Origin of the sequence: Streptomyces sp. NPDC048288, assembly GCF_043201555.1 — a bacterium.
GTDB lineage: Bacteria > Actinomycetota > Actinomycetes > Streptomycetales > Streptomycetaceae > Streptomyces.
Window position 1 is genome coordinate 1,043,804 of the sequence record NZ_JBICZD010000001.1, and the last position, 24,056, is coordinate 1,067,859.

General features: G+C 71.7%; 20 protein-coding genes. 12 read left to right on the top strand and 8 right to left on the bottom strand.

The features are described 5' to 3' along the window. Nucleotides 1-210 precede the first annotated feature (210 nt). From ACGFZS_RS04645 to ACGFZS_RS04665, 5 genes are all read left to right on the top strand, one after another. Nucleotides 211-942 carry a VIT1/CCC1 transporter family protein gene (locus tag ACGFZS_RS04645; protein WP_351489454.1) on the top strand — a complete coding sequence of 244 codons (732 nt, stop codon included), beginning with the start codon at nt 211-213 and terminating at the stop codon, nt 940-942. 375 nt (nt 943-1,317) lie between these two features. Next, complete coding sequence (gene gltB / locus ACGFZS_RS04650) at nt 1,318-5,913, top strand: glutamate synthase large subunit (protein ID WP_393793858.1); 4,596 nt, start codon at nt 1,318-1,320, stop codon at nt 5,911-5,913. After that, nucleotides 5,906-7,366: a glutamate synthase subunit beta gene (locus ACGFZS_RS04655; RefSeq protein ID WP_393793859.1), complete on the top strand. Its 1,461-nt coding sequence runs from the start codon at nt 5,906-5,908 to the stop codon at nt 7,364-7,366. Before gltB ends, ACGFZS_RS04655 begins: the two co-directional genes overlap by 8 nt. A 151-nt stretch (nt 7,367-7,517) precedes the next feature. Then, nucleotides 7,518-8,243: a vWA domain-containing protein gene (locus ACGFZS_RS04660; RefSeq protein WP_393793860.1), complete on the top strand. Its 726-nt coding sequence runs from the start codon at nt 7,518-7,520 to the stop codon at nt 8,241-8,243. A 77-nt stretch (nt 8,244-8,320) separates the two neighbouring features. Beyond that, a complete protein-coding gene (locus ACGFZS_RS04665) occupies nt 8,321-9,985 on the top strand; it encodes a cytochrome bc complex cytochrome b subunit (RefSeq protein WP_393793861.1) in 1,665 nt (554 codons plus the stop codon). Here the strand turns inward: ACGFZS_RS04665 and ACGFZS_RS04670 are convergent. Next, a complete protein-coding gene (locus ACGFZS_RS04670) occupies nt 9,960-10,931 on the bottom strand; it encodes an acyl-CoA dehydrogenase family protein (protein ID WP_393793862.1) in 972 nt (323 codons plus the stop codon). The two genes, ACGFZS_RS04665 and ACGFZS_RS04670, sit on opposite strands and share 26 nt — an antisense overlap. A gap of 1 nt (nt 10,932) precedes the next feature. Next, nucleotides 10,933-12,072, bottom strand: a complete 1,140-nt coding sequence (locus ACGFZS_RS04675) for an acyl-CoA dehydrogenase family protein (protein WP_393794118.1) — start codon at nt 12,070-12,072, stop codon at nt 10,933-10,935. A 53-nt stretch (nt 12,073-12,125) separates the two neighbouring features. Here ACGFZS_RS04675 and ACGFZS_RS04680 point away from each other — a divergent pair, with 53 nt between their 5' ends. Genes ACGFZS_RS04680 through ACGFZS_RS04690 form a run of 3 tightly spaced genes read left to right on the top strand, consistent with a single transcriptional unit; the run spans nt 12,126 to nt 14,716 of the window. Then, on the top strand, nt 12,126-12,914 hold the full coding sequence (locus tag ACGFZS_RS04680; RefSeq protein ID WP_393793863.1) for an SDR family oxidoreductase: 789 nt from the start codon (nt 12,126-12,128) through the stop codon (nt 12,912-12,914). Nucleotides 12,915-12,929: 15 nt separating this feature from the next. Beyond that, nucleotides 12,930-13,541: a TetR/AcrR family transcriptional regulator gene (locus tag ACGFZS_RS04685; RefSeq protein ID WP_355708027.1), complete on the top strand. Its 612-nt coding sequence runs from the start codon at nt 12,930-12,932 to the stop codon at nt 13,539-13,541. 17 nt (nt 13,542-13,558) lie between these two features. Beyond that, on the top strand, nt 13,559-14,716 hold the full coding sequence (locus ACGFZS_RS04690; protein WP_393793864.1) for an acetyl-CoA C-acetyltransferase: 1,158 nt from the start codon (nt 13,559-13,561) through the stop codon (nt 14,714-14,716). Here the strand turns inward: ACGFZS_RS04690 and ACGFZS_RS04695 are convergent. The 4 genes from ACGFZS_RS04695 to ACGFZS_RS04710 are packed head-to-tail and all read right to left on the bottom strand — an operon-like array spanning nt 14,700 to nt 18,070. Next, nucleotides 14,700-15,749, bottom strand: a complete 1,050-nt coding sequence (locus tag ACGFZS_RS04695) for an NAD(P)H-dependent flavin oxidoreductase (RefSeq protein ID WP_393793865.1) — start codon at nt 15,747-15,749, stop codon at nt 14,700-14,702. The genes ACGFZS_RS04690 and ACGFZS_RS04695 overlap by 17 nt on opposite strands. Then, nucleotides 15,749-16,477 carry a CoA-transferase subunit beta gene (locus ACGFZS_RS04700; protein WP_393655443.1) on the bottom strand — a complete coding sequence of 243 codons (729 nt, stop codon included), beginning with the start codon at nt 16,475-16,477 and terminating at the stop codon, nt 15,749-15,751. Before ACGFZS_RS04700 ends, ACGFZS_RS04695 begins: the two co-directional genes overlap by 1 nt. Beyond that, the gene (locus ACGFZS_RS04705; protein WP_393793866.1) at nt 16,477-17,325 is read right to left on the bottom strand and encodes a CoA transferase subunit A; all 849 of its coding nucleotides are present in this window, start codon (nt 17,323-17,325) and stop codon (nt 16,477-16,479) included. Before ACGFZS_RS04705 ends, ACGFZS_RS04700 begins: the two co-directional genes overlap by 1 nt. After that, nucleotides 17,318-18,070: an enoyl-CoA hydratase family protein gene (locus ACGFZS_RS04710; protein WP_393793867.1), complete on the bottom strand. Its 753-nt coding sequence runs from the start codon at nt 18,068-18,070 to the stop codon at nt 17,318-17,320. The genes ACGFZS_RS04705 and ACGFZS_RS04710 overlap by 8 nt, the downstream gene beginning before the upstream one ends. Nucleotides 18,071-18,171: 101 nt before the next feature. Here ACGFZS_RS04710 and ACGFZS_RS04715 point away from each other — a divergent pair, with 101 nt between their 5' ends. Continuing rightward, nucleotides 18,172-18,930, top strand: a complete 759-nt coding sequence (locus ACGFZS_RS04715) for an SDR family oxidoreductase (protein WP_393793868.1) — start codon at nt 18,172-18,174, stop codon at nt 18,928-18,930. A gap of 1 nt (nt 18,931) precedes the next feature. Then, on the top strand, nt 18,932-19,837 hold the full coding sequence (locus ACGFZS_RS04720; protein WP_393793869.1) for an SDR family oxidoreductase: 906 nt from the start codon (nt 18,932-18,934) through the stop codon (nt 19,835-19,837). A gap of 13 nt (nt 19,838-19,850) precedes the next feature. On the opposite strand, the gene ACGFZS_RS04725 is transcribed toward ACGFZS_RS04720, so the two are convergent. Further along, nucleotides 19,851-20,741, bottom strand: a complete 891-nt coding sequence (locus ACGFZS_RS04725) for a hypothetical protein (protein WP_365680492.1) — start codon at nt 20,739-20,741, stop codon at nt 19,851-19,853. 79 nt (nt 20,742-20,820) lie between these two features. Further along, nucleotides 20,821-22,617, bottom strand: coding sequence for a beta-galactosidase family protein (locus ACGFZS_RS04730; RefSeq protein WP_393793870.1), 1,797 nt, complete (start codon nt 22,615-22,617; stop codon nt 20,821-20,823). Nucleotides 22,618-22,739: 122 nt separating this feature from the next. Between ACGFZS_RS04730 and ACGFZS_RS04735 the strand changes: the two genes are divergently transcribed. Beyond that, nucleotides 22,740-23,621, top strand: coding sequence for a helix-turn-helix domain-containing protein (locus tag ACGFZS_RS04735; protein ID WP_393794119.1), 882 nt, complete (start codon nt 22,740-22,742; stop codon nt 23,619-23,621). 34 nt (nt 23,622-23,655) lie between these two features. Continuing rightward, nucleotides 23,656-24,006, top strand: coding sequence for a chorismate mutase (locus ACGFZS_RS04740; RefSeq protein WP_393793871.1), 351 nt, complete (start codon nt 23,656-23,658; stop codon nt 24,004-24,006). Nucleotides 24,007-24,056 lie beyond the last annotated feature (50 nt).

The window sequence follows — 24,056 nt, forward strand, 5'->3', positions numbered from 1 at the left end:
CCGGCCTCTACATCACCCGGTCGACATTTGTGCAGCCCCTCGCACGTGTGAGCGGAAAGCGGTAAAACCGCAGGTTAGCCGAGCCTTTCCTTGCTGGCGGCGGGGAATGCCGGGGCGTAACGTCAGCGTTGTCGAAAGATAGAACTTGTCCAAACTTAGCTTTGCCTCAGCTTATTCGAGGCGTACGCGAGACCTTTTGGGGGACCCTCCATGGCCGTCATCGAGACCCAGGCGACACTGCACGAAGCCCACCGCGACAACCACACCCACCGGGATGTGAACGGGGGCTGGCTGCGGCCCGCCGTCTTCGGCGCCATGGACGGGCTGGTCTCCAACCTCGCCCTGATGACCGGTGTGGCCGGCGGGGCCGTCGGTCATCAGACCATCGTGATCACCGGGCTCGCCGGGCTGGCCGCCGGTGCCTTCTCGATGGCCGCCGGCGAGTACACCTCCGTCGCCTCGCAGCGCGAGCTGGTCGAGGCCGAGCTGGACGTCGAGCGGCGGGAGCTGCGCAGGCACCCGCAGGACGAGGAGGCCGAGCTGGCCGCGCTGTACGAGGCGAGGGGGGTCGAGCCGGCGCTGGCCCGGGAGGTGGCCCGGCAGCTGTCCGCCGACCCGGAGCAGGCGCTGGAGATACACGCCAGGGAAGAACTGGGCATCGACCCCGGCGACCTGCCCTCGCCGCTGGTCGCCGCCGTCTCGTCCTTCGGGTCGTTCGCGCTGGGCGCGCTGCTGCCCGTGCTGCCGTTCCTGCTCGGCGCGACCGCGCTCTGGCCCGCCCTGCTGCTGGCGCTCGCCGGGCTCTTCGGCTGCGGTGCCGTGGTGGCCAAGGTGACGGCGCGGAGCTGGTGGTTCAGCGGCCTGCGGCAGCTCGCGCTGGGTGGTGCGGCGGCCGGTGTGACGTACGCCCTGGGCACCCTGTTCGGGACGGCCGTAGGATAGGGCGACTGGTAGCTATGCGTTGGGCCGCATAAGTACCCGTTACTCGCTGGTTTCGAATGCTTAACCACCGGGCATGAGCCGTAAGCGCCGCAGGCAATGAGGCCTGCCGTGCACCTGTGGGGTGGCGCGACGCTCACCCCCGCCCCTGCGGACCGATGGACACGGATCTGTCCGGATCGGTCCCCCACCACCTTCACCGCTTTGCGCGGTACCTCGCCGTAAACCCCTACGGCGTCCGCATGTTGGAACGGTGTATCCAGTTCCCGAGAACCGCTTCATCATGTAACCTGCGTGAAATTTCGCAACAAAAAACGCAGAGGGCCAGCGTCGTCCCTCGGCACCTGCTATATGCCACTGACGACGACGGGAGAGCCGATGCGTACGCCGCGCCAGCCGTCCCAGCACTCCACGAATGGCCAGAACTGGTCGTTCATGGATGCTCGCCCTGCTGCGCAGGGTATGTACGACCCCCGCAACGAGCGCGACGCCTGTGGCGTCGGCTTCGTGGCCACCCTCACCGGCGAGGCGAGCCATGCGCTGGTCGAGCAGGCGCTCACGGTTCTGCGCAACCTGGAGCACCGCGGCGCGACCGGCTCCGAGCCCGACTCCGGCGACGGTGCGGGCCTGCTCTCCCAGGTGCCCGACGCCTTCTTCCGCGAGGTGGCCGGATTCGAGCTGCCGGCGGCCGGTTCGTACGCCGTCGGTATCGCCTTCCTGCCCGAGGACGGCACGCAGGACGCCGTCTCGCGGATCGAGACGATCGCGGCGGAGGAGGGCCTCACCGTCCTCGGCTGGCGCGAGGTCCCGGTCGCCCCGCAGCTCCTCGGCGCCACCGCCCGCTCCACCATGCCGGTCTTCCGGCAGGTCTTCGTCACCGACGGCGCCAGCGAGGGCATCGCGCTGGACCGCAGGGCGTTCGTGCTGCGCAAGCGCGCCGAGCGCGAGGTGGGCGTCTACTTCCCGTCGCTGTCCGCGCGGACCATCGTCTACAAGGGCATGCTGACCACCGGCCAGCTGGAGCCCTTCTTCCCGGACCTGTCCGACCGCCGCTTCGCATCCGCGATCGCGCTCGTGCACTCCCGGTTCTCCACGAACACCTTCCCGTCGTGGCCGCTCGCCCACCCCTACCGGTTCGTCGCTCACAACGGTGAGATCAACACCGTCAAGGGCAACCGGAACTGGATGCGGGCCCGCGAGTCGCAGCTGGTCTCCGACCTGTTCGGCCCGCAGGAGAAGCTGGACCGGGTCTTCCCGATCTGCACGCCCGACGCCTCGGACTCGGCCTCCTTCGACGAGGTGCTGGAGCTCCTGCACCTGGGCGGGCGTTCGCTGCCGCACTCCGTGCTGATGATGATCCCGGAGGCGTGGGAGAACCACGACTCCATGGACGCGGCCCGCCGCGCCTTCTACGGCTACCACTCCACGATGATGGAGCCCTGGGACGGCCCCGCCTGCGTCACCTTCACCGACGGCTCCCAGGTCGGCGCCGTTCTCGACCGCAACGGTCTGCGCCCCGGCCGCTACTGGGTCACCGACGAGGGCCTGGTCGTCCTCGGCTCCGAGGTCGGCGTCCTCGACATCGACCCCGCCAAGGTCGTCCGCAAGGGCCGGCTGCAGCCCGGCCGGATGTTCCTCGTCGACACCGTCGAGCACCGCATCATCGAGGACGACGAGATCAAGGCCGGCCTCGCCGCCGCGCAGCCGTACGCGGAGTGGCTGGAGGCCGGCGAGATCGAGCTGGGCGACCTGCCCGAGCGCGAGCACATCGTGCACACCCACGCCTCGGTCACCCGCCGCCAGCAGACCTTCGGCTACACCGAGGAAGAGCTGCGCGTCCTCCTCGCGCCGATGGCCAAGGCCGGCGCCGAGCCGATCGGCTCCATGGGCACCGACTCGCCGATCGCCGCGCTGAGCGAGCGCCCGCGCCTGCTCTTCGACTACTTCACCCAGCTGTTCGCGCAGGTCACCAACCCGCCGCTGGACGCCATCCGGGAAGAGCTCGTCACCTCGCTGCGCTCGTCCCTCGGCCCCGCGGGCAACCTGCTCGACCCGACCGCCGCGTCCTGCCGGTCCGTCGTGCTGCCCTTCCCGGTGATCGACAACGACGAGCTGGCGAAGCTCATCCACATCAACGCCGACGGCGACATGCCCGGCTTCAAGGCCGCGACCCTGTCCGGCCTGTACCGGGTCTCCGGCGGCGGCGACTCCCTCGCCGCGCGCATCGAGGAGATCTGCGCCGAGGCCGACGCGGCCATCGAGAACGGCGCCCGGCTGATCGTCCTGTCGGACCGGCACTCGGACGCCGAGCACGCGCCGATCCCGTCGCTGCTGCTCACCGCGGCCGTCCACCACCACCTCATCCGCACCAAGCAGCGCACCCACGTGGGCCTGCTGGTCGAGGCCGGTGACGTCCGCGAGGTCCACCACGTCGCCCTGCTGATCGGGTTCGGCGCCGCCGCCGTCAACCCGTACCTGGCCATGGAGTCCGTCGAGGACCTGACCCGCGCGGGCACCTTCCTGCCGGGCATGGAGGCCGAGCAGGCCATCCGCAACCTGATCTACGCCCTCGGCAAGGGCGTCCTGAAGGTCATGTCCAAGATGGGCATCTCCACGGTCGCCTCCTACCGCGGCGCCCAGGTCTTCGAGGCCGTCGGTCTCGAAGCGGGCTTCGTCGACAAGTACTTCAACGGCACCGCCTCCAAGATCGGCGGCGTCGGCCTCGACGTCGTCGCCAAGGAGGTCGCCGCCCGGCACGCCAAGGCCTACCCGGCCTCCGGCATCGCGCCGGCCCACCGCGCCCTGGAGATAGGGGGCGAGTACCAGTGGCGCCGCGAGGGCGAGCCGCACCTGTTCGACCCCGAGACGGTCTTCCGCCTCCAGCACTCGACGCGGGCCAACCGCTACGACATCTTCAAGAAGTACACGGACCGCGTGAACGAGCAGTCCGAGCGGCTCATGACGCTCCGCGGCCTGTTCGGCTTCACGTCGGACCGTCCGTCGATCTCCATCGACGAGGTCGAGCCGGTCTCCGAGATCGTCAAGCGGTTCTCGACCGGCGCCATGTCGTACGGCTCCATCTCGCGCGAGGCCCACGAGACCCTCGCCATCGCCATGAACCAGCTGGGCGGCAAGTCCAACACCGGTGAGGGCGGCGAGGACCCGGACCGTCTGTACGACCCGGCCCGCCGGTCCGCCATCAAGCAGGTCGCCTCCGGCCGCTTCGGCGTGACGAGCGAGTACCTGGTCAACGCGGACGACATCCAGATCAAGATGGCCCAGGGCGCCAAGCCCGGCGAGGGCGGCCAGCTGCCCGGCCACAAGGTCTACCCGTGGGTCGCCAAGACCCGGCACTCCACCCCGGGTGTCGGTCTGATCTCCCCGCCGCCGCACCACGACATCTACTCCATCGAGGACCTGGCCCAGCTGATCCACGACCTGAAGAACGCGAACCCGCAGGCGCGGATTCACGTCAAGCTGGTCTCCGAGGTCGGCGTCGGCACGGTCGCGGCCGGTGTGTCCAAGGCGCACGCGGACGTCGTGCTCATCTCCGGCCACGACGGTGGCACGGGTGCCTCCCCGCTGACCTCGCTGAAGCACGCGGGCGGCCCCTGGGAGCTCGGCCTCGCCGAGACCCAGCAGACCCTGCTGCTCAACGGCCTGCGCGACCGCATCGTCGTGCAGACCGACGGCCAGCTGAAGACCGGCCGTGACGTGGTCATCGCCGCGCTGCTCGGCGCCGAGGAGTTCGGTTTCGCGACCGCGCCGCTCGTCGTCTCCGGCTGCATCATGATGCGCGTCTGCCACCTCGACACCTGCCCGGTCGGCGTCGCCACCCAGAACCCGGTGCTGCGCGACCGCTTCTCCGGCAAGGCCGAGTACGTGGTGAACTTCTTCAAGTTCATCGCCGAGGAGGTCCGCGAGATCCTCGCCGAGCTGGGCTTCCGCACCATCGAGGAGGCCGTCGGCCACGCCGAGGCGCTCGACGTCACCCGTGCCGTGAACCACTGGAAGGCGCAGGGCCTCGACCTGGCCCCGCTCTTCTACGTGCCCGAACTCCCCGAGGGCGCCTCCCTGCACCAGACCGTCGCACAGGACCACGGCCTGGAGAAGGCCCTGGACAACGAGCTGATCAAGCTCGCCTCCGACGCCCTGGCCGCCTCCAGCGCCACCGACGCCCAGCCGGTGCGCGCCCAGATCAAGGTGCGCAACATCAACCGCACGGTCGGCACCATGCTCGGCCACGAGGTGACGAAGAAGTTCGGCGGCGCGGGCCTGCCCGACGACACCATCGACATCACCTTCACCGGCTCGGCCGGCCAGTCCTTCGGCGCCTTCCTGCCGCGCGGTGTCACGCTCCGCCTGGAGGGCGACGCCAACGACTACGTCGGCAAGGGTCTGTCGGGCGGCCGTGTGATCGTGCGTCCCGACCGGAACGCCGACCACCTCGCCGAGTACTCCACCATCGCGGGCAACACCATCGCGTACGGCGCGACCGGCGGCGAGCTGTTCCTGCGCGGTCGTACCGGCGAGCGGTTCTGCGTCCGCAACTCCGGTGCGCTGGTGGTCTCGGAGGGCGTGGGCGACCACGGCTGCGAGTACATGACCGGCGGCCACGCGGTGGTCCTGGGCGAGACGGGCCGCAACTTCGCGGCCGGCATGTCCGGCGGTGTCGCGTACGTGATCGACCTGGACCGCGACAACGTCAACGTCGCCAGCGTGGACGCGATCGAGGCCTTGGACGACGCGGACAAGCAGTGGCTGCACGATGTCGTGCGCCGGCACGCCGAGGAGACCGGCTCCACGGTCGCCGAGAAGCTGCTCGCCGACTGGGACGCGGCCGTGCAGCGGTTCAGCAAGATCATTCCTGGCACCTACAAGGCAGTGCTCGCCGCCAAGGACGCCGCCGAGCGAGCGGGTCTCTCCGAGACCGAGACCCACGAGAAGATGATGGAGGCGGCGATCAATGGCTGACCCGAAGGGCTTCCTGAACCACGGCCGTGAGGTCGCCAAGACCCGCCCCGTCGCCGACCGCGTCCGGGACTGGAACGAGGTCTACGTCCCCGGCTCCCTGCTGCCGATCATCAGCAAGCAGGCCAGCCGCTGCATGGACTGCGGTATCCCGTTCTGCCACAACGGCTGTCCGCTCGGGAACCTGATCCCCGAGTGGAACGACTTCGCCTACCGCGAGGACTGGACGGCCGCGTCCGAGCGCCTGCACGCGACCAACAACTTCCCGGAGTTCACCGGTCGCCTCTGCCCGGCCCCGTGCGAGTCGGCCTGCGTGCTCGGCATCAACCAGCCGGCCGTGACCATCAAGAACGTCGAGGTCTCGATCATCGACAAGGCGTGGGACGCGGGCACCGTCGCCCCGCAGGCTCCCGAGCGCCTGTCCGGCAAGACCGTCGCCGTCATCGGCTCGGGCCCGGCGGGCCTGGCCGCCGCCCAGCAGCTGACCCGGGCCGGCCACACGGTCGCCGTCTACGAGCGCGCCGACCGCATCGGCGGCCTGCTCCGCTACGGCATCCCCGAGTTCAAGATGGAGAAGCGGCACATCAACCGCCGCATCGAGCAGATGCGCGCGGAGGGCACCCGCTTCCGTACCGGCATAGAGATCGGCGTCGACCTCAAGGCGACCGACCTGAAGAAGCGGTACGACGCGGTCGTCATCGCCGCCGGTGCCACCACCGCCCGTGATCTCCCCGTCCCCGGGCGGGAGTTGAAGGGCGTGTACCAGGCGATGGAGTACCTGCCGCTCGCCAACAAGGTCCAGGAGGGCGACTACGTGGTGTCGCCCGTCTCGGCCGAGGGCAAGCACGTGGTCGTGATCGGCGGCGGCGACACCGGCGCGGACTGTGTGGGCACCGCCCACCGCCAGGGCGCGGCCTCCGTCACCCAGCTGGAGATCATGCCCCGGCCGGGCGAGGACCGCGCGCCGAACCAGCCGTGGCCGACCTTCCCGATGCTCTACAAGGTCACCTCGGCGCACGAGGAGGGCGGCGAGCGGGTCTACTCCGTCTCCACCACCCACTTCGAGGGCGACGAGGACGGCAACGTCCAGTGGCTGCACCTCACCGAGGTGGAGTTCATCGAGGGCAAGCTGACCTCGAAGCCGGGCACCGAGCGCAAGATCCCGGCCCAGCTGGTCACCCTGGCCATGGGCTTCACCGGCACCGACCGGGTGAACGGCGTGGTCGACCAGTTCGGCCTCGACCTCGACGAGCGCGGCAACGTCGCCCGCGACGCCGACTTCCAGACCAACGTCCCCGGCGTCTTCGTCGCCGGTGACGCGGGCCGCGGCCAGTCCCTGATCGTCTGGGCGATCGCCGAGGGCCGCTCGGCCGCCAAGGGCGTCGACCGCTTCCTCACCGGCGCGAGCGACCTCCCGGCCCCGATCCGCCCGACGGACCGCTCGCTGATGGTCTGACCATCACCCCGTAGAACGTCCCGTACAAAGGCGTACGGAACACTGACGGCGCCTGCCCCACAGTCCCCGACCGGACGACCGGGCAGGCGCCGCCGCATGTCCGCCGATCAAGTAACCTCTGCCTCCTGACCAGCAGTTGAAGGGGAGCAGGATGGCCGCGATCAGTCTCAGCAAGGTGGAGCAGACCGCGCCCGCGCTGGTCGGCCCGTACCGGTCGGCCGGGATCTCCCTCACCAAGCACGGGCTCGACGGCCTGCGCGCCGCCGTCTACCTGGTCGTCGACTACTCCGGCTCCATGAAGCCGTACTACGCGGACGGCAGCGTGCAGGCGCTCGCCGACCGGGTCCTCGGTCTCTCCGCGCACCTGGACGACGACGGCCGGGTGCCCGTCGTCTTCTTCTCCACGGACATCGACGCGGTCACCGACATCAGGCTGGCCGAACACGCCGGCCGGATCGAGAAGATCGCGGCCGGGCTCGGGCACATGGGCAAGACCAGCTACCACCTGGCGATGGACGCGGTCATCGACCACTACCTCGACAGCGGCTCCACCGCGCCCGCCCTGGTCGTCTTCCAGACCGACGGCGGCCCCATCAACAAGCTCGCCGCCGAACGCTATCTGTGCAAGGCGGCCAAGCTGCCGCTGTTCTGGCAGTTCGTCGGCTTCGGCGACCCGCACAGCAAGCAGTTCGACTTCCTGCGCAAGCTCGACGAGCTGGCGGTGCCGGGGAAGCGGGCGGTGGACAACGCGGGCTTCTTCCACGCCGGTTCGGCCCCGGGGCAGGTGCCGGACGGCGAGCTGTACGACCGTATCGTCGGCGAGTTCCCGCAGTGGCTGGCGGCGGCGCGGGCGGCGGGCATCGTCGGGGCGGGCTGAGTTTACGTCGCACCGTTGGCTGTAGCGCTCCGGCGTGCCACCCTGAGGGGTGATCCGGCGGGGAGGCGACGCGACGTATGGACGACGCGGCACGAACGGTGAACGGACAGGCACGGGTGGGGAGTTCCGCGGACCGAGCGGACCCGCCCGGCAAGGGTGAGAAGGTCGCGGACTGGGCGGACAGCCGACTGGGGCTGTACTCCCTGGCCAAGGCCAACATGCGCAAGGTGTTCCCGGACCACTGGTCCTTCATGCTGGGGGAGATCTGCCTCTACAGCTTCCTCATCCTGATCCTCACGGGCATCTACCTCACCCTGTTCTTCGAGCCCAGCGGCGCCGAGGTCGTGTACCACGGCACCTACGAGCCGCTGAACGGCATCGTCATGACCAAGGCGTACGAGTCGACGCTGCACATCAGCTTCGACGTACGCGGCGGACTGCTGATCCGGCAGATCCACCACTGGGCGGCACTGGTCTTCGTGGCCGGCATGTTCGTGCACATGATGCGGGTGTTCTTCACCGGCGCCTTCCGCAAGCCCCGCGAGGTCAACTGGCTGTTCGGCTGGACCCTGCTGTTCCTCGCCATCCTCACCGGCCTGACCGGCTACTCGCTCCCCGACGACCTGCTCTCCGGCACCGGCGTCCGGTTCGCCGACGGCGCGATCCTGTCGATCCCGATCGTCGGGTCGTACATCTCGATGTTCCTGTTCGGCGGGGAGTTCCCGGGGCACGACATCATCTCCCGGTTCTTCCCGATCCACGTCCTGCTGCTGCCCGGGATCATGCTGGGCCTGGTCGTCGCCCATCTGATCCTGGTCTTCTACCACAAGCACACCCAGTACCCGGGGCCCGGACGCGACCAGAAGAGCGTGGTCGGGATGCCCTTCCTGCCGGTCTACATGGCCAAGGCCGGCGGCTTCTTCTTCCTCGTCTTCGGCGTCCTCGCGATCATCGGCGGCATCGCCACCATCAACCCGGTGTGGGCCTTCGGCCCCTACCGGCCGGACCTGGTGACCACCGGCGCCCAGCCCGACTGGTACCTGGGCTTCTCCGAAGGCCTGATCCGGGTCATGCCCGGCTGGGAGATCAACGCCTGGGGCCACACCCTGGAACTCGGCGTCTTCATCCCCTTCTCGCTGTTCCCGCTCTTCCTGCTGGCCATCGGCGTCTACCCGTTCATCGAGGCGTGGATCACCGGCGACAAGCGCGAGCACCACATCCTCGACCGGCCGCGCAACACCCCCGTGCGCACCGCCCTCGGCGTGGCCTGGCTGAGCATCTACGGCGTCCTGCTGATCGGCGGCGGCAACGACGTGGTCGCCACCCATCTCCATCTCTCCATCAATTCGATCACCTGGTTCGTGCGGATCTCCGTCTTCGTCGTCCCGGTCCTCGCCTTCGTCGTCACCAAACGGATCTGCCTCGGACTGCAGCGCCGGGACCGCGACAAGGTCCTGCACGGCCGCGAGACCGGTCTCATCAAGATGCTTCCGCACGGCGAGTACGTCGAGGTCCACGAACCGCTCAGCCAGGAGAGCCTGTTCGTCCTGACCCAGCACGAGCAGCGGCCGCCCTACGAGATCGGCCCGCTGGAGGACGCGAACGGGGTGCGGCGCAAGGTCACCGTCACCCAGCGGGTGCGGGCGAGCCTGGCCAAGGGCATGTTCGGCCCGGACACCCACATCCCCAAGCCGACGGAACAGGAGTACCGGGAGATCACGAGCGGGGATCACCACCACTGAGCACCTCGGCGCGGCATTCCTCCGGTGTCCCCCAGGCTCCGCGCAGCGCCCGCGCCTTGGTCAGCCAGAGCGACAGGTCGTACTCCGCCGTGTAACCGATCGCCCCGTGCAGTTGCAGTGCGGCCCGCGCCCCGGCGTAGGCCGCCTCGCACGCACTGAGCTTCGCCGCGGCCACGTCCGCCGGGGTCATCGTCACGGCCGCCCCGAAGACCAGCGGGCGCGCGAACTCCAGCGCGATCTTCGCGTCGGCCAGCCGGTGCCCGACCGCCTGGAACGACCCGATCGGCACCCCGAACTGGGTCCGCTGCCTGACGTACGCCACCGTTCTGTCGAGCAGGGCCAGCCCCACCCCCAGCGCCTGCGCGGCCGTGGCCAGCCGGGCCCAGGTCAGCGCCTGTGCCCACGGCGCCCGCGCGCGGACCAGTTCGCCGACCGGAAACAGCGGGGTGAGCCGGCGGGCGGGGTCCAGGGACCGGTGCACCGCCCCGGCGCCGGAGGACAGCAGCAGGCCCTCCGGGGCGGCCGTGAGCCGTACATCGGCGGCGTCCCCGTCCAGCGCGAACCCGTAACCGTGCTCCTCGAACGCCACCGTCGCCACCGACTCGCCCGACGCGATCCCCGGCAGGAACCGCTTGGCGAGGCCTTCGCCGTCATCGAGCAGCACCGCCGCCGCCACCGTCTCCGCCACCGGCCCCGGTACCGCGTACCGCCCCAACTCCAGGAAAGCGACGGCGAGTTCGACAGGGCGGCGACCCGCCCCGCCGTACTCCTCCGGCACGGCGAGCCCGAACACCCCCGCCGCGCCGACACGGCCCCACAAGGCCCGTCCACTCGCCTGCTCGCCGCGGCTCCAGTCCCGTACCACCGCCGGTGTGTCCGCCGCCGCCAGCAGCCCCCGCAGGGCGGCCGCGAAGTCGCGCTGCTCGGTGTCGAGGAGGAAACGCATGTCAGCGGCGTCCCTTCGGCAGGCCGAGCAGGCGCTCGGCGATGATGTCGCGCTGGATCTCGTTGGTGCCCGCGTAGATCGGACCGGCGAGCGAGAAGACGTACCCCTCGGACCAGGGTGACTCGGCCGACTCGCCCTCCGCGCCCAGCAGGTCGAGCGCCGTCTCGTGCAGCGCGAGGTCCAGCTCGGACCAGAACACCTTGTTGAGGCTGGACTCCGGGCCCAGCGACTCGCCGTCCAGGACCCGGGCGGCCGCCGCATAGGTGAACAGCTGGTAGGCGCGGGCGCCGACGACGGCGTCGGCCACCCGGGCCGCGGCGGACTCCGGGGCGCCCCGCGCCCGCCAGAGGCCCAGCAGCCGGTCGGCGGCGGCCAGGAAGCGGCCCGGCGAGCGCAGCGTCAGCCCCCGCTCGTTGCCCGCCGTCGACATCGCGATCCGCCAGCCCCGGCCCGGCTCCCCGATCACGTCCTCGTCGGGCACGAACACCTCGTCCAGGAACAGTTCCGCGAACGCCGGTTTCCCGTCGAGCCGGCCGATCGGGCGGACGGTCACGCCCGGAGCCCGCAGGTCGAACATCAGGTAGGTGAGCCCCTGGTGCGGTTTCGGGGCGTCCGGATCGCTGCGGAACAGGCCGAACGCGCGGTCGGCGAAGGCCGCCCGTGACGACCAGGTCTTCTGGCCGGTGAGCAGCCAGCCGCCGGCGGTCCGCACGGCCCGGGAGGTCAGGGAGGCCAGGTCCGAGCCGGCCCCGGGCTCCGACCAGGCCTGCGCCCAGACCACCTCCCCGGTGGCCATCGGCGGCAGCACCCGCGCCCGCTGTTCCTCCGTGCCGTGCTCGAACAGGGTGGGCGCGAGCAGGCTGACGCCGTTCTGGCCGACCCGGCCCGGCGCGCCCGCCGCGTGGTACTCCTCCTCGAAGACCAGCCAGCGGATCAGCCCCGCGTCCCGGCCGCCGTACCGCTGTGGCCAGGACACCACCGACCAGCGGTCCGCGGCCAGTTCGGCCTCCCAGGCGCGGTGCGCCGCGAAGCCCTCCGCGGTCTCCAGGGAGGGCAGCGGGGGGTCGGGCACGTGCTCCGCCAGCCAGGCGCGGGCCTCGGCGCGGAACTCCTCGTCGGCCGGGGTGTGGGTCAGGTCCACGGTCGCCGTCACCGTCCTTCCCTAACAAGTGTTTGGTAGGTTAGCGTGGGCCCATGACAGGCGTCGAGAGTCCGGAGTACGTGCCCGGGCACGGGCTGCTCGAAGGGCGTACCGCCGTCGTCACGGCCGCGGCCGGGGCGGGCATCGGCGGCGCCACCGCGCGCCGCTTCTTGGAGGAGGGCGCGCGCGTGCTGATCAGCGACGCGCACGCGCGGCGGCTGAAGGAGTACGAGGCCGAGCTGGCCGCTCGCCACCCGGGCGCGGTGACCGCCCTGCCCTGTGACGTGACCGACGAGGCCCAGGTGCGGGAGCTGTTCGACACCGCCGTGCGGGCGCACGGCCGACTGGACATCGTCGTCAACAACGCCGGACTGGGCGGCACTTCGACCCTGGTCGAGATGGGCGACGAGCAGTGGGCCCGGGTGCTCGACGTCACCCTCAACGGCACCTTCCGCTGCGTCCGCGCCGCCCTGCGGCACTTCCGCGACAGCGCGGACGGCGGGGTGATCGTCAACAACTCCTCCGTCGTCGGCTGGCGGGCCCAGGCCGGACAGGCGCACTACGCCGCCGCCAAGGCCGGGGTGATGGCACTGACCCGGTGCGCGGCGATCGAGGCCGCCGCGTACGGCGTGCGGGTCAACGCCGTGGCGCCGAGCCTCGCCATGCACCCGCACCTGGTGAAGGTGACCTCGGCCGAACTGCTGGCGGAACTCACCGCCCGCGAGGCCTTCGGGCGGTACGCCGAACCCTGGGAGGTCGCCAACGCGATCGTCTTCCTGGCGTCCGGCTACTCCTCGTACCTCACCGGAGAGGTCCTCTCCGTCAGCAGCCAGCACGCATAGGAACACAATGGACCCGTGCCGACCAAGAAGAAGCCCCAGGTGACCGCCGCCCCCGCCCGGCGCCGCGAACTCCTCGAGACCGCCGCCGAGGTCTTCGCCGAACAGGGCTACAACGCCACCACCGTACGCAAGATCGCGGACCACGCGGGCATGCTCGCGGGCAGCCTCTACTACCACTTCGACTCCAAGGAGTCGATGCTGGAGGAGATCCTGCGGACCTTCCTCGACGAGCTCTGGGGCGGCTACGACACCGTTCTGGACGCCGAACTCGGGCCCCGCGAGACCCTCGAAGCCCTGGTCACCGAGTCCTTCCGGGAGATCGACCGGCACCGCGCCGCCGTCGCGATCTACCAGAAGGAGAGCAAGCAACTGGTCGCGCAGGAGAGGTTCGGCTTTCTCGCCGAATCGCAGCGCAGGTTCGAGAAGGCGTGGCTGTCCACGCTGGAACGCGGCGTCGCCGCGCGCGTCTTCCGCGCCGACCTCGACGTCCGCCTCACCTACCGGTTCGTCCGCGACACCGTGTGGGTCGCCGCCTCCTGGTACCGGCCCGGTGGACAGCACAGCCCGGAGGAGATCGCCCGGCAGTACCTGTCGATGGTGCTGGACGGGATCGCCGTACGTACGTGACCCACTGGGGAGTTGACATGGCCGAGGCCTACATAGTCGAAGCGGTGCGTACGCCCGTCGGGCGGCGCGGGGGAGGGCTCAGCGCGGTCCACCCGGCCGACCTGGGCGCGCATGTGCTGAAGGAACTGGTCGCCCGGGCCGGAGTGGACCCGGCCGCCGTCGAGGACGTCGTCTTCGGCTGTCTCGACGCGGTGGGACCGCAGGCCGGTGACATCGCCCGGACCAGCTGGCTGGTGGCCGGACTGCCCGAGGAGGTGCCGGGCGTGACCGTCGACCGGCAGTGCGGCTCCTCGCAGCAGGCCGTGCACTTCGCCGCGCAGGCCGTGCTCTCCGGCACCCAGGACCTGGTGGTCGCCGGCGGCGTCCAGAACATGTCCCAGATCCCCATCGCCTTCGCCTCCCGCCAGGCCGCCGAGCCCCTCGGGCTGACCGAGGGCCCCTTCCTCGGCAGCGAGGGCTGGCGGGCCCGGTACGGCCGGCAGCCCGTCAACCAGTTCGCCGGCGCCGAGATGATCGCCGCCAAGTGGGGCATCAGCCGCCAGGACCAGGAGGAGTTCGCCCTGCGCTCCCACCGGCGGGCCCTGAGCGCCATCGACGAGGGTCGCTTCGAGCGCGAGACGGTCCCCTACGGCCCGGTCGCCGTGGACGAGGGGCCGCGCCGCGAGACCTCCCTGGAGAAGATGGCCGCCCTCAAGCCGGTCGTCGACGGCGGCACCATCACCGCCGCCTGCTCCTCCCAGGTCTCCGACGGCGCCGCCGCGCTGCTCCTCGCCTCCGAACGGGCCGTCCGCGAACACGGACTGCGCCCCCGCGCCCGCGTCCACCACCTCTCCGTCCGCGGCGAGGACCCCATCCGGATGCTCTCCGCCCCCATCCCGGCCACCGCGCACGCCCTGAAGAAGACCGGCCTCACCATCGACGCCATCGACCTCGTCGAGATCAACGAGGCCTTCGCCCCCGTCGTCCTCGCCTGGCTCAAGGAGACCGGCGCCGACCCCGCCCGGGTCAACGTCAACGGCGGCGCCATCGCCCTCGGCCACCCCCTCGGCGCCACCGGCGTCAAACTCATGACCACCCTCCTCCACGAACTGGAACGCACCGACGGCCGCTTCGGCCTCCAGACCATGTGCGAGGGCGGGGGGCAGGCGAACGTGACGGTCATCGAGCGGTTGTGAGTCGGGCTGTGGTCTCCTCTGCTTCCTTCATGATCCGTTCCAGTAGCTCGGCGCACGACGGCAGGTCGTCGATCACCCCGGCGACCTGCCCGGAGGCCATCACGCCCAGATCCGTGCGGCCGTCCACCATTGCCGATCGGAGCAGCATCGGGGTGTTGGCGGCCAGCAGGACCTGACTCCAGGACAGTTCCTTGCCGTGCCGCAGGGCCAGCCCGTCCTGGATCATCTGCCGCCAGGTGAGCCCGGACAGCTTCCGGAACCCCGCCGCCCGCCGTATCGCGTGCAGCAGGCTGCGGGCCCGGCCCGAACGCTCCAGCGCGGCCACCAGATCGGTCCGCAGCATCCGGTGCGGCAGCCCGTCGACCGCCCTGGTGACGGTGACGTCCCTGACCGTCGCCGCCAGATACCTCGCCTTCACCGCGTCCGGCACCGTCGAGTCCGAGGTGAGCAGGAAACGGGTGCCCATCGCGACCCCCGCCGCGCCGTACGCCAGCGCCGCCACCAGCCCCCGGCCGTCGAAGAACCCCCCGGCGGCCACCACGGGTATCCGCACCGCGTCCACCACCTGCGGCAGCAGCACGCTCGTCGCCACCTCGCCGGTGTGCCCGCCGCCCTCGCCGCCCTGCACGATCACCGCGTCCGCGCCCCAGGCCGCCACCTTCTCGGCGTGCCGTCGCGCCCCGACGGACGGGATCACCACCACCCCCGCCTCCTTCAGCTCGGCGATCAGCCCGGCGGAGGGGGCGAGGGCGAAGGACGCCACCCGCACACCGCCGTCGATGATCAGCCGGACCCGGTCGCCGGCGTCGGCCGCGTCCGCCCGCAGGTTCACCCCGAACGGGGCGTCCGTACGGCACCGCACCTCGGCTATCGCGGTCCGCAACTGGTCCAGGGTCATCGTGGCGGAGGCCAGGATGCCGAGGGCTCCCGCGTTGGCCGTGGCCGAGACCAGCCGGGGTCCCGCCACCCAGCCCATCCCTGTCTGCACGATCGGATGCCGGACCCCGGCGAGCCGGGTGAGCGCGGTCTCCATCAGCCCGCGACCTCCTTCGTCCGCGCCCCGGCCGGATCCAGCACCTCGCGGATCAGCCGCAGCTCCTCCTCGCTCGGTTCGCGGGTGTACGGCACCTCGTCCGGGACGGCCAGCTCGAACTCCGTGGCCTCCCGCACCTGCTCGACGCTCACCCCCGGATGCAGCGCCGCCAGCCGCATCGAGCGGTCGGGGGTCTCGAAGTCGAGGACGCCCAGATCGGTGACGACCCTCGGGACGCGGTGGAAGCGCTCCGTGCCCGGATGCGCGGCGACCCGGTCGTACCCCACCCCGCACACCATGTCGACCTTCGTCACGAACACCCGCCGGGAGTGCTTCGGGACCCAGTAACTCGTCGGGTTGTTGAGGGTGTTGAGCGGGGCTCCGCGCACCCCCAGCAGCTGGCGGCGGGGCCGCGCCCAGTCGCCGATGCAGGAGATGTTCTGGTTGCCGTACCGGTCGAGCTGGCTCGCGCCCATCATCACGTGCCGGCGCCCGCCGGACACCAGGGCGAGGTGCTGCCGGTAGGGCAGCCAGCCCTCCGGGGTGCCGTCCGGGCGGACCAGCATCGCCTCGCCGTCGGTCAGCAGCAGGTCCGGCGCGAAGGTGAGCCGGGCCAGCCGTGCGCCGAGGGAGGGGATCAGGCCCATCGGGCTCGCCAGGATCTCACCGGAGCCGCGCCAGGCCTCGGCGCAGGCGATCACGCAGTACTCGGAGCGCAGTACGTCCATCAGCCCTGCTCCTCCTGCCGGTCGCGCACCGCCGAGCGGTAGGCCTGCTCGTCCCCCGCCAGGAACCGTTCGGCGAACTCCGCCCACGGCGTCGTCGCGTACAGCCGCTGGAACTCCTCGTCCCGGCCGTAGTCGGGCGCGCAGGAGGTGAAGTGCGCGCCGCCGGGAGCCTCCACGACCCCGGTCACATCGAGCCGCCTGACAAGCAGCGACTGCGGCGGGGCCTCCTTCGTCAGCTCGGCGGTGTCCACGATCCGTTCGCAGGAGACGTAGGCCGCGTCCGCCGCCTGGCAGAACAGGTCGTCGAAGTACGGGTCGGGGCCCAGGTACTGCCCGTTGCCCAGCCGGTCGGCGCGGTTGACGTGGACCAGCGCCGCGTCCAGCCGCAGGGCGGGCATCGCCACGAACGTCTCCCCGTCGTCGTACGGCGAAGTGACGGTCCGCAGGCCCGGGTTGACCCGCATCACGTCCGAGCCGATCCCGGCCCGCACCGGCAGGAAGGGCAGCCGGCCCGCGGCCGCGCGCAGGCCCCACATGAACATGCCCTCGTCTACCTCCATCAGCTCGAACGCCCCGCGCTCTCGCCCCGCCCGGTAGTGCGGCTCCAGCGGCACGGAGTCGAGGGTGACGAACGCCGTCACCAGCTTGCGCACCCGGCCGGCCGCGACCAGCATCCCGACGTCCGGGCCGCCGTACGAGACCAGCGTGAGATCGTCGATGTCGCTCCGGAGCAGTGCTCTGACCAGGGACATCGGTTTGCGCCGGGAGCCCCAGCCGCCGATGCCGAGGGTCATGCCGCTGGTCAGCCGGGCGACGACCTCGTCGGCGGTCATCGTCTTGTCAGTCATCTGTCGCGGCCTCCTTCCCGAAGGTGTCGCGGACCCGGTCGGCCACCCCGCTGAGGGCGGCCTCGAAGGTGAAGCCCTGTTCGAAGCGGTAGCTGCGCCGTACGTCGACGGGGTCGATGCCGTTGATGGCGGCCTTGGCCAGCCGCAGCAGCCGGCCGTCCTTGGCGGCGATCTCCCGCGCCAGCTCCAGCGCGGCCGACAGCAGTTCCTCGCCCGGTACGACCCGCCACACCGAGCCGTGCGTGTGCAGCTCGGCCGCGGTCGCCGTGCGCGAGGTGTAGTAGAGCGTCCGCATCAGATGCGGCGGGACCAGCCGGGCCAGATGCGTGGCCGCGCCCAGGGCGCCCCGGTCCAGTTCGGGCAGCCCGAAGACGGCGTCCTCGCTCGCCACGATCGCGTCCGCGTTGCCCACCAGGCCTATCCCGCCGCCCAGACAGAAGCCGTGCACCGCGGCCACCACCGGGGTCTCGCACTCGTACACCGCGGCGAAGGCCGCCGCGCAGCCCCGGTTGGCGCCGAGCAGCGCGTCGTGCCCGTCCGCCTGTATCTCCTTGATGTCCACCCCCGCGTTGAAACCGCGGCCCCGCGCGGCCAGCACGACACACCGGTTGCCGGGGTCGCGGCCCGCCGCGCGCACCGCCTCCGCCAGCGCGAACCAGCCGCGCACCGGCAGCGCGTTCACCGGTGGGTGGTCGACGGTGACGAGCGCGATTCCCTTTTCCGGACACGAGGTGGAGACACCCATGGACGCATCAGCTACCTTCGCACTCAGCTGCCTTTCCACCAAACATTTGTTAGGTGTGAGGCTTCGAAGCTAGCAGCCGGTACGGACGAGCGGGAGGCCCTGTGGATAACTCGCTGAGCGGCAGAACGGTCGTCGTCACCGGCGGTACCAGGGGGGTGGGCGCCGGGATCGCCCGGGCCTTCGCCGAGGCCGGGGCCCAGGTCGTGGCCTGTGCCCGCAGGCCGCCCGGACAGCACCTGGACGGCGTCGAGTTCATCCCCCTCGACCTGCGCGACCCGCCCGCCGTACGCGCCTTCTTCGGCGCCCTGCCCCGGGTCGACGTGCTCGTCAACAATGCGGGCGGCACCCCCTACCGGCCGCTCGCCGACGCGGACGCCGAGCGGCACGCCCGGGTGATCGAACTGAACCTCCTCACCCCGCTGACCGCCTCCCTCGCCGCGTACGAACACCTGCGGCGGACCCGCGGAGCGGTGCTGATGATCGGCAGCGTCAGCGGCGCCCGCCCCTCGCCGGGCTCCGCCGCCTACGGCGCGGCCAAGGCGGGACTGGAGAACCTCGCCCGGTCCATGGCGGTGGAATGGGCGCCGGACGTCCGGGTCAACACCCTCGTCGTCGGCATGGTCCGCACCGAACTGGCCGACCTCCACTACGGCGGCCAGGACGGCATCGACGCCGTCTCCCGCACCGTCCCGCTCGGCCGCCTCGCCGCCCCGTCCGACATCGGCGCCGCCGCCGTCTTCCTCGCCTCCGACGCGGCCGCCTACATCAGCGGGGCGAGCCTGCTCGTGCACGGCGGCGGGGAGCGGCCCGCCTTCCTCGACGCCGCAACTGCCAACAAGCCGTCCGACCAGGAGGACTGAGATGAGCGGAATCTGCGCGGGCCGGGTCGTCGTCGTCACCGGCGCCGGGCGCGGGCTCGGCCGGGCCCACGCGCTCGCCTTCGCCGCCGAGGGCGCCCGGGTCGTCGTCAACGACCTCGGGGTCGGCCTCGACGGCGGACCGGGACCGGACAGCCCGGCCGGTGCGGTCGTCGACGAGATCCGGGCGGCGGGCGGCGAGGCGGTGGCGCACGGCGGCGACATCGCGACGGCCGCCGGTGCCGAGTCCCTGGTGGCGGCGGCCCTGGAGGCCTACGGCCGCCTCGACACCCTCGTCAACAACGCGGGCTTCCTGCGCGACCGCATGCTCGTCAACCTCGGCGAGGACGACTGGGACGCGGTCATGCGGGTCCACCTCAAGGGCCACTTCCTGCCGCTGCGGCACGCGGCCGCGCACTGGCGGGCCGAGGCCAAGGCGGGCCGCACCCCGGTGGCCAGGATCGTCAACACCAGCAGCGGGGCGGGGCTGCTGGGCTCGGTCGGACAGGGCAACTACAGCGCCGCCAAGGCCGGCATCGTCGGCCTCACCCTGGTCGCGGCGGCCGAACTGGCCCGCTACGGCGTCCAGGTCAACGCGATCGCCCCGGCCGCCCGCACCCGGATGACCGAGCGGGCCTTCGCCGGGACCATGGCAGCTCCCGACAGCGGCTTCGACGCCATGGCGCCGGACAACGTCTCCCCGCTCGTGGTCTGGCTGGGCTCCGCCGCGAGCGCCGGGGTCACCGGGCGGGTGTTCGAGACGGAGGGCGGCCGGATCACCGTCATGGAGGGGTGGCGGCCCGGTCCGACCGCCGACAAGGGGGCCCGGTGGACCCCGGCGGAGGCGGGGGAGACGGCGCTGAAACTGCTGGCCGAGGCGGAGACGCCGGGGGCGGTGTACGGGGCGTGACCCGTGCAGGCGCCTAGGTGTCGCACTCCAGTACCGTCCGGCACAGCGAGCACCGGGCGCGGACCCGGCCCCGCACCGGCACCCTGATCCGCTGGTGGCAGGTCGGGCAGGGGAACGAGACGCGCAGCCGGCCGCCGCTGTCGGGGCTGAACGCGTACGGGGAGCCGGGCTGCGGGGACGGCGCGGCGGGGGCGTGCCGTCGGTCGCGGGCGTAGCGGCGGCGGCCCGCCCACCCGGCCGCGCTCAGCGGCGGCTGCTCCTCGTCCTGGCGGGCCCGGGCCATGCCCTTCTCGTACGCCGTGTAGGCCTGCGGGCTGGTGAACCACACGGAGGGGTCCTCGTGGAAGACGAGGGAGCGCTTGGCCAGGACGTAGCCGAACTCCTCCGGGGTGAGATAGCCGAGCTTCTGGGAGGCCTCCCCGTGTTCCCGGTAGGCGTCCAGGAGCAGCCAGCCGGCGCCCAGGTAGGTGGTCGCCGTGTCCGTGAGGATCTCGTTCTCCCGGGTGCTCGGGAAGGACAGGTCCAGGCGGTGCAGATAGACGTGCATCACCTCGTGGGCGAGGGCCGCGCCGATGTCCCTGCGGTGGGTGCGGAAACGGTCGTTCAGTTCGACGAAGTACTCGGGGCCCGCGGTGAGTTCGACGTTCGCCGCGTGGGTCATGTCCTTGAAGCCGACGATCATGCGGGCGTCGGGCAGCCGGAAGTGCCGGACGATCTCGCGGGCGACGCGCTGGGAGCCGAGGTGGAGGTCGTCGGTGTCGCAGAAGGCGACGTCGGCGGGGGCGACGCTGGTGGCGAAGGTCTGGACGGTGTCGTACGACAGGCGGCGGTACAGGGCGGTGATGGCGGCCCGCACGGTGTCCAGGTGCGGGTAGCCGTGTTCTACGGGGCCGCCGTTTGCCACGTCCTACCCCCAAAGACGCCCGGAACTTGTTTCCACTGTAGGTGGGAGCGGGGGAATTCGGGGGTAGGGAGGTTGTTCGTCAGCCGCGGGCCGGTGGGGGTTGATCGCGCAGTTCCCCGCGCCCCTGAAGGGGCGCCAGCCGTACCGTCGTTTGATTCGTCTCCTGGAGTTCCAGGATCCAGATCTCGTTCTCGCCCTCCTTCAGGACCGGGCCGGGGACGTACAGGGACTCCTGGGGGCCCGTCGACCAGTAGCGGCCCAGGTTGAAGCCGTTGATCCAGGCGAAGCCGCGGGTCCAGCCGGGGAGTTCCAGGCGGGCGTCGCCGGCGCCGGTCACCGTCACCGTGCCCCGGTACAGGCCCGGGGCGCCGTCCTCCGGAAGGGCGCCGAAGGGCACCGCGTCCACACCGCCCTCGAAGGCGTCCAGGTCCAGGCCGCGGGCGCGTACCCCGTGCAGGAACTGGCGTTCGTGGAGGAGGCCGCCGGTGATGCCCTTGGGCTCGCCGGAGCGGGGGCCGTAGTTGACGCGGCCCAGGGACTCCACCCAGAGCGTCACGCGCGCGGGGCCCGCGATCGGCTTCTTGAGCTGGGGTTCCTCCTCGGTGAGGATCCCGGCCCGCTCCCCGTCGACGTGGACGACCGCGAGGTCGCGCAGGCCCCGCGCGGTGAGCGGGTACGGCTGGCGCGGGCCCGGGACGTCCACCTCGTAGCGGACCAGGCCCCGGGCGATGTCCAGTTCCTCGAAGGTGGGCGGGACGGCGTGCACGCGTTCCGGGGTGCCGAGGGTCTCCAGGACGGCGGTCAGGGGGGCCCAGCCGGTCGCCGTGACGTCCGTCGCCGTCTCCAGAGCGGCCGGTGCGGGCGGCGGTTCGGGCAGGGGGCCGTCCTGGTACTCGGCGAGCACCTCGCGGAAGCGCCAGAACTTCTCGGTGGGGCGGCCGTACTCGTCGATGGGGGCGTCGTAGTCGTACGAGGTCACGTCCGCCTCCAGCGGGCCCTCGTGCAGTTCGCCGCCGGGGCGGTTGGCGCCCGCCCAGCCGGCGAAGTTGGTGCCGCCGTGCGCCATGTAGACGTTGACCGACGCCCCGCACTCCAGGATCTCCCGCAGGGCCGCCGCCGCGTCCTCGGCGTCCCGTACGACGTGTTCGCCGCCCCAGTGGTCGAACCAGCCGCACCAGAACTCCATGCACATCAGCGGGCCCCGCGGCTGGTGGCGGCGCAGGGTCTCGAAGGCCTCGCGCGCGTGCGAGCCGAAGTTCGCCGTGGCGAGCAGGCCGGGGACCGAGCCGCCGGTGAGCATGTGGTCCTCGGGGCCGTCCGAGGTGACCAGCGGCACCGTGACGCCCTCCGCGCGCAGCAGGTCGGTGAGGTGGGCCAGGTAGACGGCGTCGGAGCCGTAGCTGCCGTACTCGTTCTCGACCTGCACCATGATCACCGGGCCGCCCCGGTCCAGCTGCCGGGAGACGATCTCCGGCAGCAGACGGCGGAACCAGCGGTCCACGTACCGCAGGAAATCCTCGTCACGCGTGCGCGCGCGTGCGCCCAGCTCGCCGGTCACCCAGTGCGGCAGGCCGCCGTTCTCCCACTCCGCGCAGATGTACGGCCCCGGCCGCACGATCGCCCACAGGCCCGCCTCCCGCGCGGCGTCCAGGAAGCGGCCGAGCGACTCGACGTCCCGGAAGGAACCCGCGTGCGGCTCGTGCAGGTTCCACGGGACGTACGTCTCCACGCAGTTCAGCCCCATGGCGCGCAGCAGCGCCAGCCGGTGGCCCCACTGCTCCTCGTGCACCCGGAAGTAGTGCAGCGCGCCGGACAGCAGCCGCACCGGCCGGCCGTCCAGCAGGAAATCCGTTTCGCCCACCGAGAAGTCGCTCATAGGCTCACCTTGGCCTGCTGGCATGTGCCGACACCATGGACAAAGATCGGCAGCACTTGGACGAATGAGCCGACGAGAAGGAGCGGGCAGTGTCGGGAGGGGCGCCGGTCTTCCGTACCTGGATGCGGTTCTTCACACCCGGCGCCGTCCATCAGCGGCTCGGCCTGGCCTGCTGGGGCGTCGGCCTCCAGTACGGCGCGGTGCCCGCCGTCGGCCCGCGTCTGCTCGACCATCACGTCGCCGTGGTGATCAGCTCGGGCCGGGGCTGGTACCGCACGCCCGACGGGCGCAGCACCGCCGTCGTCGCACCCGCCCTGGTGTGGCTCACGCCGGGCGTCCCGCACCACTACGGGCCCGATCCGGACAGCGGCTGGGACGAGGCCTTCGTGACGTTCACCGGGCCGGACACCGCGACCTACACGGAACTCGGCTACATCGAGCCCGAGCGGCCCGTGGTGCCCCTCGCGGACGCCACAGCACCCCGGGACGTCATCGCCCGGATCGCCCGGGCCGCCCGGCGGGGCAACCCCCTCCTGGAGGTCGAGACCGGCGCCGCCGTGCACGAGCTGCTCGTCGCCCTGCGCCGCGCGCGTGCCGACCTCGCCCCCGACGGCGACCCGGTGCTGCACGCCCTCGCCCGCGACGCCTGCACCGGCATGACCGTCGCCGACCACGCGGCCCGGCACGGCATGACCCCCGCCGAGCTGCGCACCGCCGTCCGCCGGGTCGCCGGGTGCAGCCCCAAGGACTACCTGATCGGCATCCGGCTCGGCCGCGCCCAGGAACTCCTCGCCACCACCGAGCTCTCCGTGGCCGCCGTCGCCCGCCGCGTCGGCTACGACGATCCGGCCTACTTCTCCCGCCTGTTCACCCGCCGGGTCGGCACCGCCCCCGTCCGCTTCCGCGCCCAGCAGGGCCGGGCCGTCCCCGACGACTGGAACGACGGCCTCCAGGAGGACGGCACACCGGGTCCGCCGGTGGCCGAACCCGTGGACGGCCCTTAGGGCTCACATCGCCGCCCCCTTAGGGTTGACGCCCATGACCACCAGCAACACCGGTACCGGTGACGTCGACCCCGCCGTCCGCGAGCAGCTCGGCCGGCTGCGCGACAGCATCGACAACATCGACGCGGCCGTCGTCCACATGCTCGCCGAACGCTTCAAGGCCACCCAGCAGGTCGGCCGCCTCAAGGCGGTCCACCGGCTGCCCCCGGCCGACCCCGCCCGCGAGGCCCGGCAGATCGCCCGGCTGCGCGCCCTGGCGGAGAACGCCAAGCTCGACCCCGCCTTCGCCGAGAAGTTCCTGAACTTCATCATCGCCGAGGTGATCAGGCACCACGAGTCCATCGCCGAGGACGCCGTCAACAGCCGGGAGACCGACGGACACTGATCCGGGGCACCCGCCGTACGCCTCGCAGAGCGTCCGGCACCGCCGGGCGA